The sequence below is a fragment of the Actinokineospora sp. NBRC 105648 genome, from assembly GCF_030269645.1.
Classification (GTDB): Bacteria; Actinomycetota; Actinomycetes; order Mycobacteriales; family Pseudonocardiaceae; genus Actinokineospora.
The window spans coordinates 99,022-112,464 of the sequence record NZ_BSTR01000026.1 but is presented as its reverse complement, the minus strand read 5'-3'; the positions used below and the strand labels follow the sequence as shown (position 1 = coordinate 112,464).

The following is a 13,443-nucleotide window of genomic DNA, read 5'->3' as shown; positions in this document are numbered from 1 at the left end:
CTTCGTGCGGGGCCCCTAGAGCACCGCGGTGGAGAGAAAAGGGCAGGGTAAGGGCATCCCCACCCACGGCAAGTTTAGCGGCACTCTCCCCCCACACGAAGCGAGTCCACTAGATCGAGCATCCGTAGCGGGACTTGCGTTCCAGCGGAGTCGGCCTCACCGCTGCGGTTAGCTGGGGGACGGGATTCTCTTGGGTGCTGGTGGGGCGGGATCTTGTTGCGTTCCAGCGGGGTCGGCCTATCCGCTGCGGTTGGGTGGGGGCGCGATTCTGTTGCACGCCAGCAGGGTCAGGATTCTTGCTGCGGCTAGTGCCTTCCGTTGTGCCCTGGCTAGCGTTCCTGTTCCAACCGGGCACACGTCGCCTCGAGCACACCGAGCGCAGCAGTCAGGGCCGGGCGGCGGCCGGTCGGGGTGCGCCAAACACCGTAGATTCGGCGCAGTGGTGGGGCCTTGACGGTGAGCGCGCGGACGGAGGCGGGCAGTGTGCCCCGGCCCATCCTCGGTACCAGGGCCAGGCCGAGGCCTGCGCCGACCATCTCTATCTGGCTGGCGTACTCGCTGACGATGTGGGTGAACCGGTCCGGTCTCGGTGAGCGGCGGTAGGTGTTGAGCAGGAAGTCGTGTGCGACTGAGCCGGGCTCGTAGAGCCAGGACTCGTCGCAGAGTTCGTCGAGCTCCACCGAGGCGCGGTCGGCCAGTGGGTGGGTGTGGTGGGCGAGGACGTCGGAGAAGTCGTTGCCCAGGTGTCTGGCCTGCAGGCCGTCGGGCAGGGCCAGTGGGATCGCCAGCCAGTCGTGGGCCACGCCCAGGTCCACGGTGCCGCGGGCGACCAGCTCGACCGCGCGGTGTGAGTCGGCCTCGATCAGTCTGGGCTCCAGGGCGGGCCAGGCCAGGCACAGCTCGCGCATGGCTGCCGGGATGACGCCGCGGGCCGCGGTGGGGAACGCGGCGATGCGCAGGGTGCCGGTGACCGTCTCGGTCTGCGCCTGCAGCTCGGCGCTCATGCTCTCCAGCTCGATCACGATCCGGCTGGCGGACTCGGCCAGGATGCGCCCGGCCACGGTCAGCGTGGTGCGCCCACCCTGCTGCTCTACCAGGGGCTGGTGCACGTCGCGGCCGAGCCGGGCGATCTGCTGGGAGATGGCCGAGGGGGTGTAGCCGAGCGCGCTGGCGGCGGCCGTCATCGACCCGTGGGTGGCCAGCGCCTCGATCGCGCGCAGCCCCGCCAGGCTCACCGTCAGCACGCCCGCATCACCTCGTCTCGCCCCGCCCGGTCCAGCCATGGTGGCACATCCGGCACCGGACATAGTGGACCGACGATCACCCCGGCAGGTACAGCACCGCGTCCACCTCGACCTTGACCGACCGCAGCCCGGCGACCACGGTGGTGCGCGCGGGCCGGGTCGGGCCGAAGTGCCGGGCGTACTCGGCGTCGAAGGCGGCGAAGTCCTCGGTGCGGGTCAGGTACGCGGTCACCTTGACCACGTCGGCCAGGCCACCGCCCGCGGCCTCGGCGACCGCGGCCAGGTTGCGCAGCACCAGGTCGGTCTCGGTGGTGATGTCGCCCGGGGTGTACGAGCCGTCCGGCGCGCGCGGGACCTGGCCCGCGACGTAGACGAACCCGCCCGCCCGGACGGCTTGCGCGTAGTGGCCCGCGGGCGCCGGGGCGCGGTCGGTGGAGATCATCCCCGGGCCGCCCGGATGGCCTCGGAGACCTGGTAGGCGTTGAACCGCTGGCCGGTCGCGAAGTCGGCGTCGATGCCGGCCAGGAACGCGAACGCCGGGGCGAGCCGGTCCGGCGGGACGATGCCGACCCGCATCTCCTCGGTGTAGTGCGAGTCCGACATGGGCGTGTCGATGGGCCGCCCGGTCGACATGGTGTTGACCGCGATGCCGTGCTCCTTGCCCTCGAGCGCGAGCACCTTCATCAGCCCTTCCTGGGCGTGCTTGCCCGGGGTGTAGGCGGTCTCCTTGACGAACCCGAACAGCGCCGAGCCCGAGGACATGAACACGACGCTGCCGCCCTTGGCCTCGACCATGCCCGCCCAGACGGTCTTGGTGAGCACGTACGCGGCCTGCAGGATGATGTCGACCTCGCGCCGCCAGTTGTCGAAGGTGACCTCCAGCATGGACACCTCGCGCAGCACCGCGGCGTTGTGGATCAGCACGCGCGGCGTGCCGTAGTGCGCGAGCGCCTGCTCGGTGGCCGCCCGGGTGGCCTCGGCGTCGGCGAGGTCCACCACGATCGGCAGCACGTCGGCACCGCCGCCGCGCAGCTCCTCGACCAGCTTGTCGAGCTTGTCGGCCTGCACGTCCAGCAGCGCGACGCGCATGCCGCCCGCGACGAGCTCGCGGGCGACCTCCCGGCCCAGCCCCTCGGCGGCGCCGGTCAGGAAGGCGACCTGTCCACGGATGTCGATCATGCGGAGACACCTTCCCTGGCGACTCGGATGGCCTCGGAGACCTGGTAGGCGTTGAACCGCTGCCCGGTGGCGAAGTCGGCGTCGATCCCGGCCAGGAACGCGAACGCCGGGGCGAGCGCGGACGGCGGGACCATGACCGCGCGCATGGCGTCGGTGTAGGTGTAGGCGAGCGGGCCGTCGATCGGCGCGCCGGTGCCGATCGTGTTGACCGCGATGCCGAACTCCTTGCCCTCCAGGGCGAGCACCTTCATCAGGCCCTCCTGGCCGTGCTTGCCCGCCACGTAGGCGGCCTCGTCGGCGAAGCCCAGCGTCGCGGAGCCGGAGGAGACGTAGACGATGCTGCCGTCGCGGGCCTCGACCATCGCGGGCCACACCGCCTTGGAGAGCACGAAGGCGCTCTGCAGGATGCTGTCGCACTCGGCGCGGAAGTCGGCGAAGTCCAGGTCGAGCACGGACACCATGCGGAAGACGGCGGAGTTGTGCACGAGCAGGCGGGGCGCGCCGAAGCGGGCCAGCACCTCCTCGGCGGTGGCGGACAGGGTGGCCGCCGAGGTGAAGTCGGTGACGAAGGCGTGCACCTCGGCGCCGCCCGCGCGCAGCTCCTCGGCCAGCGCGGTCACCTCGTCGGCCTTGTCGTCGAGCACGGCGACGACCATGCCCGCGGCGGCGAGCTCGCGGGTGACCGCGTGGCCGATGTCCTCGGCGTCGCCCGCGACGATCGCGAACCTGCCGGTGGGGTCGATCATGTGGTGGTGCTCCTGTTCGGACTGGGGAGGGTGGCTCAGGCGATCTCGGTGACCAGGGCGACGACCTGCCCGGGTGCCTCGATCCGGGCCAGGGTGGGCCGCAGCAGCGCGAGCGCGGTGCGCGGGAAGGGGGCGCGGAAGGTCTCGACGACCTCGCTGGTGACCGGGTGCAGCAGGTGGCCGATGACGGTGCCCTCGTCGACGACGTCGCCGAGCGCGGACTCGCGCAGCACCGGCTGGTAGATGCCCGGCGCCGAGGTGGCCAGCGGGCGCTTCTCGCCGCCGACCAGGCCGGGCTCGTCGGGCAGGCCGGCGTCGGTGAGCACGCCCGCCTTGCCCAGCGCGCGGCGCAGGCCCCGGGTGACGGTGGCCGCCCGGTCCTCCTCGTGCTCCCCGCGCCCGCCCATCTCGATCCAGACCGCCACCGCCCCCTGCGACCGGGCATGGCCGGTGAGGCTGGTGGTGCGGTCCGGACCGTCCATGATCAGCGGGGTGCCCATCCACTCGGCCACGTGCTCGCCGCCGGGGAACCGGTAGGTGAAGCAGTTGATGTTCCAGCTGCCGCCGCCGTGCACGTCGAGCACGATGTCGGTGCCGTCCACGGCGTGCTCGGCGAGCACCGCCGCCAGCCGCTGGGTGTGCGAGCCGTTCGGGTCGCCGGGGAAGACGCCGTTGAGGTCGAGCAGGTCGAGGTGGGTCTGCCGGGCGTCGGCCTCGGTGGCCAGCGGGTGCGCCACCGGGACCACGCGCAGCGTGCCGACCAGGTCGGCCAGCGGTGTCTCGGCGAGCAGCCGGTTGACCGCGAGCGTGCCCCACGGCCCCTCGTCGCCGTGCACGCTCGCCACCACCAGGCCGACCGGGCCGCCGCTGCCCACGGTGCCGACCCGGACGTCCACGGTGCCGTAGGCGAGCGACGAGGTGACCGGGTGGTCGGTCCAGGAGATCGCCCCGGCCAGGGTCGAGGGGTTGGACTGCATATCTGCTCCTTGCTGCCGAGATATCGGCGAATCGGTGCTTGGGATTCTGCGCGGGTAGCCTCACCGAACACAAGACAGAAGTCGCAAACGCGCGCTGTTAGGTATGCTAAACCCCATCGCCGCTGGTCAGACCCCGGTTAGCAGGTCTTAAAGCGGCTGTGCAGCAACTCTCGCTTGTCTGTCCACCATTCCTGCCTGTTCACTCTGTGGACCGCGGCAAGGGAACCGGACGAGAGATGTGAGAGCGCACATGGATTATCGAAAACATTCCCGGACCCTGGTCGGCGCACTGGCCGTCGTCCTGCTCGCCGCCGGCTGCGGCAGTGGCGCGGCCGGCGGCGGCGGGAACACCACGAACCAGGTCAAGGCCGAGGCGAACACCGCCAACGCGGGTACCGCCAAGCAGGGCGGCACCATCACCTACGTCCTCGAGCGCAACATCCTCGACTGGAACCCGCTGGCGGCCGACATCGGCGTGGCGACCCAGTTGGTGGCCGACGCCTACGACCCGGCGCCGTTCGTCACGCTGCCCGACCTCAAGACGATCGAGCTGAACAAGGACCTGCTGGTCAGTGCCGAGCAGACCAGCACCTCCCCGCAGACCCTCGTCTACAAGATCAACCCCAAGGCCGTCTGGAACGACGGCACGCAGATCACCGCCGCGGACTTCGAGTACGTGTGGAAGGCCTCCGACCCGCGGGTGTGCCCGAAGTGCGAGGTCGCCTCGACGATGGGCTACGACGGCATCAGCTCGCTGGTCGGCTCCGACGACGGCAAGACCGTGACCGTCACGCTGAGCAAGCCCTTCGGTGACTGGAAGTCGCTGTTCGGCCCGATCCTGCCCGCGCACGTGGCCAAGAAGCTCGGCGACGACGGCACCCCCGAGGGCCTGGCGAAGTCGTTCAACGACGGCTTCCGCTACAAGGACTCCTTCCCGGACTGGTCCGGCGGCCCGTTCATGTTCAAGTCCTGGACCACCAACCAGGCCGCGACGCTGGTGCCGAACCCGAAGTGGTACGGCAAGCCAACCACGTTGGACAGCCTGGTCTTCCGGGTCATCACCGACACCACGCAGGAGGTGCCCGCCCTGCAGAACAACGAGGTCCAGATCATCAACCCGGACCCGCAGGTCGACCTGCTGCGCAACGTCCAGGCGCTCAACGGCGTGAAGTACCAGCTGGTCGAGGGCCTGCGCAAGCAGATGATCCTGCCCAACATGAACAACCCGGCGATGCAGGACGTGGCGCTGCGCAAGGCGCTGTTCACCGCGGCCGACGTGCAGCAGACCATCGCCAAGACCGTCGGGCAGTTCTCCGAGGGCGCCAAGCCGCTGCGCAACCGCATCTACGTGCCGCAGCAGCCCGGCTACAAGGACAACCTGGGCACGCTGGGCACCGGTGACATCGCCAAGGCCAAGTCGATCCTGAGCGAGGCGGGCTACAAGGTCGAGGGCGACAAGCTCATCGACCCCAAGGGCACCCCGGTGCCGACGCTGACCATGCGCTACATCCAGAACAACCAGATCCTCAAGACCGTCTGCGAGCTGTTCGCCACCAACGCCAAGCAGCTCGGCGTCACGGTGGACGTGCAGACGACCGACTCGATCGGCGCGACGGTCACCCACCAGGCGGGCAAGGACTTCGACCTGTTCGCGATGGGCTGGATCGGCCAGACCTTCGTCTCGACGCAGTACTCGCAGGCGTTCATGACCAAGGGCGGGCTCAACTTCGGCGGCTACAGCAGCGCCAAGGTCGACGAGCTGCTCACCAAGGCACTCGGCGCGACCGACGAGTCCGATGTGGCCGGTTACCTCAACGGGGTGGACGCGCAGATGACCGAGGACGCCTACATCCTGCCGCTCTACCAGGTGCCCGACCTGCTCGCCTACAAGTCCGACCTGGTCAACGTGCGGGCCAACGGGACCTACTTCGGCCCGCCGTACAACTCCGGCGAGTGGGGCCTCGGCGGATAACACCGACCGCGCGGCGGTGGCGCCCCCTCGCAGGGGGTGGGGCGCCACCGCCGCGCTCGACCTGTGGCTCGAGGAGCACGGATGCTGGCCTACGTACTGCGGCGCCTGCTGCACACCATCCCGATCATCCTGGTCGGGTCGTTCATCACCTTCGTGATGGTGAGCGCCTCCGGTGACCCGCTGGGCGACCTGAAGGCGAAGCAGCCGCCGGTCTCGCCCGCGATCCTGGAGGCGGAGCGGCACCGGCTGCGGCTGGACCTGCCGCTGCTGGAGCAGTACTGGCGGTGGCTGAGCGGGATCTTCCGCGGCGACTGGGGTCCCTCGGTCAACCGGATCGACATCGGGCACGAGATCTGGCCCCGGTTGCTGGTCTCGGTCCGGCTGGTGGTGCTCGCGGTGCTGCTGGCCCTGCTGCTGGCGCTGGTGATCGGCGTGATCAGCGCGGTGAAGCAGTACTCGTTCGTCGACTACCTGTTCACCTTCGTCGGGTTCCTGCTGCTCTCGATGCCCGCGTTCTGGCTGGCGATCCTGCTCAAGCAGCAGGCGATCGACGTCAACGAGGCGGCCGGGACCACGCTGTTCTACACCGTCGGCGACGCCTCGATCCCGCCCCCGGTCGGGTTCTGGCCGAACGTCTCCGACATCGCCGGGCACATCGTGCTGCCGACGATCGTGCTGGCGCTGACCACCTTCGCGCCGTGGAGCCGGTTCGTGCGCTCGTCGATGGTCGAGGTCCAGCAGAGCGACTACGTGCGGCTGGCCCGGGCCAAGGGGCTGCCCCGGCGCAAGGTCCTCATCAGACACGCGCTGCGGACCGCGCTGATCCCGCTGACCACGGTGGTCGCCCTGGACCTGGCCGTGCTGTTCTCCGGCGCGGTGATCACCGAGACGGTGTTCCAGTGGCGCGGGATGGGCTCGTTCCTGCTCTCCGCGGTCCGGGACAAGGACATCTACGCGGTGATGGCCTGGTTGCTGCTCGTGTCGGTGATCGTCGTGCTGTTCAACCTGATCGCGGACCTGCTGTACGCGGTGCTGGATCGGAGGATCCGCCTTGGCTGAGACAACCCACCTGGTGACCGGCGCCGGCGAGCACGGCGACGGCCCGGACCGTGACGACCGCAGCGGCGACCCGGTCTCGGTGAGCCGCGCGCGCCTGGTGGTGCGCCGGTTCCTGCGGCACCGGCTGGCCACCGCGAGCCTGGTCGTGTTCCTGCTGCTGGTGCTGCTCGCCTTCGTCGGCGGCGCGCTGTGGCACTACGGGTACGACACGTTCACCCCGGACAACTCGCAGCCGCCCTCGGCCGCGCACCCGTTCGGCACCGACGCCACCGGCTACGACCTGTTCGCCCAGGTGCTGCGCGGGACCCAGCGCTCGATCGAGATCGCGCTGTTCGTCGCCGCCGCGTCCGGGATCTTCGGCAGCGTCTGGGGCGCCGCCGCCGGGCTCTACGGCGGCCGGGTCGACACGCTGATGATGCGGGTCGCCGACCTGGTGCTGATCTTCCCGGCCATCGCGGTGGCCGCCGTGCTGGCCAACAACGTCGCCACCGGCAGCCAGGGCTGGCTGCTCATCGGCGTCGTGCTCGCGGCCCTGACCTGGCCCTACGTCGCCCGGCTGGTGCGCGGGCTGGTGCTCTCGCTGCGCGAGCGGGAGTTCATCGCCGCCGCCCGCACCTTCGGCGCCGGGTCGTGGCGGATCATCTTCCGGCACATCCTGCCCAACGCGATGGGCACCATCATCGTGGCGGTGACGATCATCGTCGCGGTGGCCATCCTGGCCGAGACGGCGCTGTCGTTCATCGGCTTCGGGGTGCGCGCCCCGGACACCTCGCTGGGGCTGCTGGTCAGCCAGAACCAGACCGCGGTGTCCACCCGGCCCTGGCTGTTCTACTTCCCCGGGCTCTTCATCGTGGTGATCGCGCTGTGCGTCAACTTCATCGGCGACGGCCTGCGCGACGCCTTCGACAACACTCGGTCCCGGAGCCGCACATGAGCCCGACACCGCACCAGACGACCACCACAGCGGAGGTCCTGCGCGTCCGCGACCTCACCGTGGAGTTCCCCGACGAGCGCGGCCGGGTCCAGGCCGTGCGCGGGGTGTCCTGGTCGCTGCGCGAGGGCGAGGTCCTCGGCGTGGTCGGCGAGTCCGGCTGCGGCAAGTCGGCCACCGCGCTCGCGGTCATGGGCCTGCTGCCGCCCGGGGCCCGGATGGGCGGGTCGGTGCGCTACCGCGACCAGGAGCTCGCGGGCCTGGCCGACAAGGGGATGTCGGCGGTGCGCGGCCGGTCGGTCGCGATGGTCTTCCAGGACCCGCTGTCCTCGCTCAACCCGGTGTACTCGGTCGGCTTCCAGGTGGCCGAGGCGGTCCGCGCGCACCACCCCGGGACCAGCAAGGACGACGCGGTCGAGCGGGCCGTCCAGCTGCTGGAGCTGGTGGGGATCCCGAACGCGCGCGACCGGGTGGGCGACTACCCGCACGAGTTCTCCGGCGGCATGCGCCAGCGGGTGGTGATCGCCATCGCGATGGCCAACGACCCGGACGTGATCATCGCCGACGAGCCGACCACCGCGCTGGACGTCACGATCCAGGCCCAGGTGCTCGACGCGCTGCGCACGGCGCGCGCGGCGACCGGGGCGGCGGCGGTGCTGATCACCCACGACCTGGGCGTGGTCGCCGGGCAGGCCGACCGGGTGGTGGTCATGTACGCGGGCAAGGTCGTCGAGACCGGCACCGCCGACGAGGTCTTCTACCGGCCCCGGATGCCGTACACGCTCGGTCTGCTGGGCAGCCTCCCCAGGCTGGACGGGCGGTTCGGCGCCCGGCTCACGCCCATCGCGGGCACTCCCCCGGCGCTCGACCGACCGATCCCCGGCTGCGCGTTCGCTCCCCGGTGCCCGCTGGCCCGTGCGCGGTGCCTGACCGAGGAACCGGAGCTGCGCGAGGTCGACGGGCACCTCACCGCGTGCCACTTCGCCGAGGAGCTGGCCGACAAGCGCCCGGAGGACGTCTTCGTCCCGGTCGTCGCGCCGGTCGCGCTCACGGCGGACCGTCCTGTTCGGACCGAGGGGCCGCTGCTGAGCGCCACCGGGCTGGTGAAGCACTACCCGGTGCGCGGCGGCGGGTTCCTCCGGCGCCAGATCGGGCAGCTGCACGCGGTCTGCGACGTGTCGTTCTCGCTGTCCGCGGGCGAGACGCTGGGGCTGGTCGGCGAGTCCGGCTCGGGCAAGTCCACGATCGCGAAGCTGCTGATGTCGCTGGAGGAGCCGACCGCGGGCCACGTCGAGCTGGACGGGGCGGCGGTGCGCGGCCGCAAGCACGCCCGCGACCTGCAGATCGTGTTCCAGGACCCGATGGGCTCGCTGGACCCGCGGATGACCGCGGCCGACCTGGTGGCCGAGCCGCTGCGGATCAACGGTCTGTCCAAACGGGACGCCCGGGTCCGGGCACTGGAGCTGCTGGCCTCGGTCGGGCTGGGGCGCGGCCGCGCGGAGCGCTACCCGCACGAGTTCTCCGGCGGGCAGCGGCAGCGGATCGGCATCGCCCGGGCGCTGGCGCTGCGGCCCCGGGTGCTGATCCTGGACGAGCCGGTGTCGGCGCTGGACGTCTCGGTGCAGGCCGACGTGATCAACCTGCTGGAGGACCTGCAGGACGCGCTCGGGCTGTCGTACCTGTTCATCGCGCACGACCTGTCGGTGGTGCGGCACATCGCCGACCGGGTCGCGGTGATGTACCTCGGCCGGGTGGTGGAGCTGGGCGAGCGGGACGCGGTGTTCGACCACCCGTCGCACCCCTACACCCAGGCGCTGATCTCCGCGGTGCCGCTGCCGGACCCGCGCAAGGAGCGGTTGCGGGAGCGGATCCTGCTCAGCGGCGACGTGCCGAGCCCGGTGAACCCGCCGTCGGGGTGCCGGTTCCGGACGCGCTGCCCGAAGTTCCTCGGCGCGCTGACCGACACCGAGCGTTCGCTGTGCGTGGACAAGGTGCCCGACCTGGTCGAACGCGGCCAGGGGCACCCGGTGGCCTGCCACTTCGGCGGTCCGCGATGAGCGGCCGGGCCAGTGCCGGCCGGGTGGCCGGGAAGGTCGCCCTGGTGACCGGCGCGGCGCGCGGCGTCGGCCGGGCGTGCGCGCTGCGGCTGGCCGAGGAGGGCGCCGACCTGGTGCTGCTCGACATCGGCGTGGTCAGCCGGGTGGAGACGGTGCCGGAGTCGCTGGCCACCGCGGGCGAACTGGACCGGACGGCCACCGAGGCGCGCGCGCTGGGCCGGGGCGTGGTGTCCCGGCTGGTCGACGTGCGCGACGGCGACGCCCTGGGCGCGGCCGTGCGGGCCGGGGTCGCGGCGCTGGGGTCGTTGGACATCGCGGTGCCCGCGGCCGGGGTGCGCTCGCGCGGCACGGCGTGGGAGATGCCCGAGGCGCAGTGGCGCACGATGATCGACATCAACCTGACCGGGGTGTGGCAGACCGCGAAGGCGGTCGCGCCGGTGATGGTGGCGCAGGGGTCGGGCTCGATCGTGTTCATCGGCTCCGCGCTGGCCCACCGCGCGGTGGCGGGCTACGCGCACATGGCCGCGGCCAAGCACGGCGTGGCCGGGCTGGTGAGCGCGTTCGCCTTGGAACTGCTGGATTTCGGGGTCCGCGCGAACAGCGTCGACCCCGGCCCGCTCGGGCCCCCGGGGCCGTCGGCCGCGGACGTGGCGAACGCGGTGCTGTTCCTGGCCTCGGACGAGTCCCGGCACATCACCGGGACCGCGACCGTGGTCGACCGGGGATCGAGATGGGCGTGACAGACCGGCGCGAGGACCTCGCGCCGCGACCAGAGGGAGCGAATCACATGGCGGGGACCCGCTATTCCGTCGAGGCACGGCGCCTGCTGCGCACCCACCTGCCCGAGCGCTCGGACGCGCTCGGCATGTCGGTGCGCGAGGCGGACCTGAGCCTGCGGCTCGACGGTGCCGGGCACGGGTTGCTGGACACCACGCACTTCGACACCGTGCGGTTCCCCCCGCCCGCCTGGGCCGCGCAGGTGTTCGCGGCCGCGGCGGACGACGGCGAGAGCGCGTACACCGCCTACCGCGGCAGCGCCGAGGTGCTCAAGGTCTGCGCGCGTTCGGTGTCCACCCTGGTCGGTATCGATGTGCACCCGGAGCGCGACATCGCGTTGACCACGGGCACCCAGGGCGGCCTGTTCGCCACGCTGAGCGCGCTGGTCAACGAGGGCGACGTGGTGGCGCTGGCCGACCCGGAGTACCTGTTCGTGGAGCGGATGCTGCGCTTCCTGGGTGCCGAGGTGGTGCGGATCCCGATGGTCGAGGACCCGGCCGGACCTCAGCTGGACCTGGCCGCGCTGGAGGCACTGGCCCGCGGCGGGATCCGGCTGCTGCTGACCTCGAACCCGAACAACCCGACCGGCACCGTCTACACCGAACAGACGATCGCGGGCCTGGGCAGGCTTGCCGTCGCGCACGACTTCCTGGTGGTCGTCGACGAGCTGTACTGCAGGCTGGTCTACGACGAGACCCCGTACTTCCACCTGGCCGCGCAGCCGGGACTGCGCGACCGCACCATCACCCTGCTCGGCGGCTCCAAGACCGAGTCCCTGAGCGGCTACCGGGTGGGCGTCGTGGTCGCCCCACCCGAGGTGATCGACGCGGTCGAGCAGGTCATGGCCATCTCCTGCCTGCGCGCGCCCGCCTACGCCCAGCACGTGCTCACCCGATGGCTCACCGACGACGTCGAGTTCGTCCGCGAGCGCATCGGCGAACTCCGGAACCTCCGGGAGATGACCACCGAACGACTGCGCCAGGTCGACGGGTTGGTCGTGCGGCCGGGGAACGGGACGGCCTACCTGTGGCCGGACGTCTCCGCCCTGGGCCTCAGCGACGTCCAGGTGGCCAAGGCACTGCAGGCCGACGCGGGCGTCGTCGTGAGCCCCGGCTACCAGTTCGGGCCGTCGGGCATCGGTAAGTTCCGCGTCTGCTTCGCCCGCGACGAGACGATCTGGAGCGCCGCCCTCGACCGGATGGTGGCGGCCCTGAACGGAGCGACCTCATGACCGACAAGGTGCGAGTCCTGATCTGCTCACCCCTGGAACGCGAACACGTCGACCGGATCGCGGCGGTGGACCCCAGAGTGGAGGTCCTCTACGAGCCCGCGCTGCTGCCGGTCCCCCGGTACGCGGCCGATCACGTGGGCGAACCGCCCGAGCTGACCCCGGAGCAGGAAGCGCGCTGGTGGGAACTGGCCGCCACCGCCGACATCTGCTTCGACTTCGACCGGCGGGCACCGGACCGGGTGAACTCGAACTTCCCCCGACTGCGGTGGTTGCAGGGGACGAGCGCGGGCCTGGGGCGCTTCACCGACCGGTTCCCCCTGGACCTGTCCCGAGTAACGGTGACCACGGCGGCGGGAGTGCACGCGAAGCCGCTGACCGAGTTCGTGCTGGCGGGGTTGTTGTACTTCGTGAAGGACGTGCCACTGCTGCGGGAGTGGCAGGCGGGACACCAGTGGAAGCGCTACACAGCACCGATGCTGCACGGCAGGCGGGCATTGGTGGTCGGCCTGGGCGCGGTGGGACGGCAGGTGGCCCTGACACTGTCCAGCCTCGGGGTCGAGGTGGTCGGGGCGGTCCGCCCCGGCGGAACCTCGACGGCGCCTGGGGTGTCGTCGGTGGTGGAGTTCAGTGAGGTACTAACCGTGCTACCGACGACGGACGCGGTGGTGCTGGCATGCCCGCTGACCGAGCAGACGGCGAACCTGTTCGGCAAGGCGGAGTTCGACGCCCTGCCCTCATCGGCGGTACTGGTGAACATCGCTCGTGGTGGGGTGGTGGACGAACCGGCGATGATCGATGCGTTGCGGACGGGGGGATTGCGGGGAGCGGCGTTGGACGTCGCGGCAGTGGAACCGTTGCCGCACGACTCGGCCTTATGGGACCTGGAGAACGTGCTGATCTCGCCACACTCGGCGTCTACGGCGGCAACCGAGAACGCACTGATCACCGAGATCTTCTGCGACAACCTCCGCCGGTGGTTGGACAACCAGCCGCTGCGCAACCTCTACAAACCGGAGCTGGGCTACTGACCTGACGAACAACGCACTGACGTGGGGGTGTGGTTGGGGAACTGGCCCAGTTTCCCAACCACAGCCTCGTTCAACCGGCCGGCGGATCCGGCCCACCCCGCACCACCTGCTCGAACGTCGGGGACCAGTCCGCCCGCCCGCACCCGAGGTACCAACTCCTCGAAACCTCAGGTTCACCAGCCCAGCCCCAACCGCACCCGAGGTGCCAACTGCTCGATGCGGTGGATTGGCTTTGTTCGGGG

General features: G+C 71.0%; 12 protein-coding genes. 7 read left to right on the top strand and 5 right to left on the bottom strand.

The window, feature by feature from the left end; translation table 11 throughout:
* Positions 1-329: 329 nt before the first annotated feature.
* From QSK30_RS22175 to QSK30_RS22155, 5 genes are all read right to left on the bottom strand, one after another.
* Complete coding sequence (locus QSK30_RS22175) at positions 330-1,244, bottom strand: LysR family transcriptional regulator (RefSeq protein WP_285505451.1); 915 nt, start codon at positions 1,242-1,244, stop codon at positions 330-332.
* A gap of 76 nt (positions 1,245-1,320) precedes the next feature.
* A complete protein-coding gene (locus QSK30_RS22170; RefSeq protein WP_285505450.1) occupies positions 1,321-1,686 on the bottom strand; it encodes a RidA family protein in 366 nt (121 codons plus the stop codon).
* On the bottom strand, positions 1,683-2,423 hold the full coding sequence (locus QSK30_RS22165) for an SDR family NAD(P)-dependent oxidoreductase (protein ID WP_285505449.1): 741 nt from the start codon (positions 2,421-2,423) through the stop codon (positions 1,683-1,685). Before QSK30_RS22165 ends, QSK30_RS22170 begins: the two co-directional genes overlap by 4 nt.
* A complete protein-coding gene (locus QSK30_RS22160; protein ID WP_285505447.1) occupies positions 2,420-3,169 on the bottom strand; it encodes an SDR family NAD(P)-dependent oxidoreductase in 750 nt (249 codons plus the stop codon). The genes QSK30_RS22165 and QSK30_RS22160 overlap by 4 nt, the downstream gene beginning before the upstream one ends.
* A 35-nt stretch (positions 3,170-3,204) precedes the next feature.
* Positions 3,205-4,146, bottom strand: a complete 942-nt coding sequence (locus tag QSK30_RS22155; protein WP_285505446.1) for a succinylglutamate desuccinylase/aspartoacylase family protein — start codon at positions 4,144-4,146, stop codon at positions 3,205-3,207.
* Between the two features lie 250 nt (positions 4,147-4,396).
* Here QSK30_RS22155 and QSK30_RS22150 point away from each other — a divergent pair, with 250 nt between their 5' ends.
* From QSK30_RS22150 to QSK30_RS22120, 7 genes are all read left to right on the top strand, one after another.
* On the top strand, positions 4,397-6,118 hold the full coding sequence (locus QSK30_RS22150) for an ABC transporter family substrate-binding protein (protein WP_285505444.1): 1,722 nt from the start codon (positions 4,397-4,399) through the stop codon (positions 6,116-6,118).
* An 81-nt stretch (positions 6,119-6,199) separates the two neighbouring features.
* A complete protein-coding gene (locus QSK30_RS22145; RefSeq protein ID WP_285505442.1) occupies positions 6,200-7,177 on the top strand; it encodes an ABC transporter permease in 978 nt (325 codons plus the stop codon).
* 79 nt (positions 7,178-7,256) lie between these two features.
* Positions 7,257-8,111, top strand: coding sequence for an ABC transporter permease (locus QSK30_RS22140; protein ID WP_285505457.1), 855 nt, complete (start codon positions 7,257-7,259; stop codon positions 8,109-8,111).
* The gene (locus QSK30_RS22135) at positions 8,108-10,165 is read left to right on the top strand and encodes a dipeptide ABC transporter ATP-binding protein (protein ID WP_285505440.1); all 2,058 of its coding nucleotides are present in this window, start codon (positions 8,108-8,110) and stop codon (positions 10,163-10,165) included. Before QSK30_RS22140 ends, QSK30_RS22135 begins: the two co-directional genes overlap by 4 nt.
* On the top strand, positions 10,162-10,905 hold the full coding sequence (locus tag QSK30_RS22130; RefSeq protein ID WP_285505439.1) for an SDR family oxidoreductase: 744 nt from the start codon (positions 10,162-10,164) through the stop codon (positions 10,903-10,905). Before QSK30_RS22135 ends, QSK30_RS22130 begins: the two co-directional genes overlap by 4 nt.
* A gap of 47 nt (positions 10,906-10,952) precedes the next feature.
* The gene (locus QSK30_RS22125) at positions 10,953-12,173 is read left to right on the top strand and encodes a pyridoxal phosphate-dependent aminotransferase (RefSeq protein ID WP_285505438.1); all 1,221 of its coding nucleotides are present in this window, start codon (positions 10,953-10,955) and stop codon (positions 12,171-12,173) included.
* Complete coding sequence (locus QSK30_RS22120) at positions 12,170-13,201, top strand: D-2-hydroxyacid dehydrogenase (RefSeq protein WP_285505437.1); 1,032 nt, start codon at positions 12,170-12,172, stop codon at positions 13,199-13,201. Before QSK30_RS22125 ends, QSK30_RS22120 begins: the two co-directional genes overlap by 4 nt.
* Positions 13,202-13,443 lie beyond the last annotated feature (242 nt).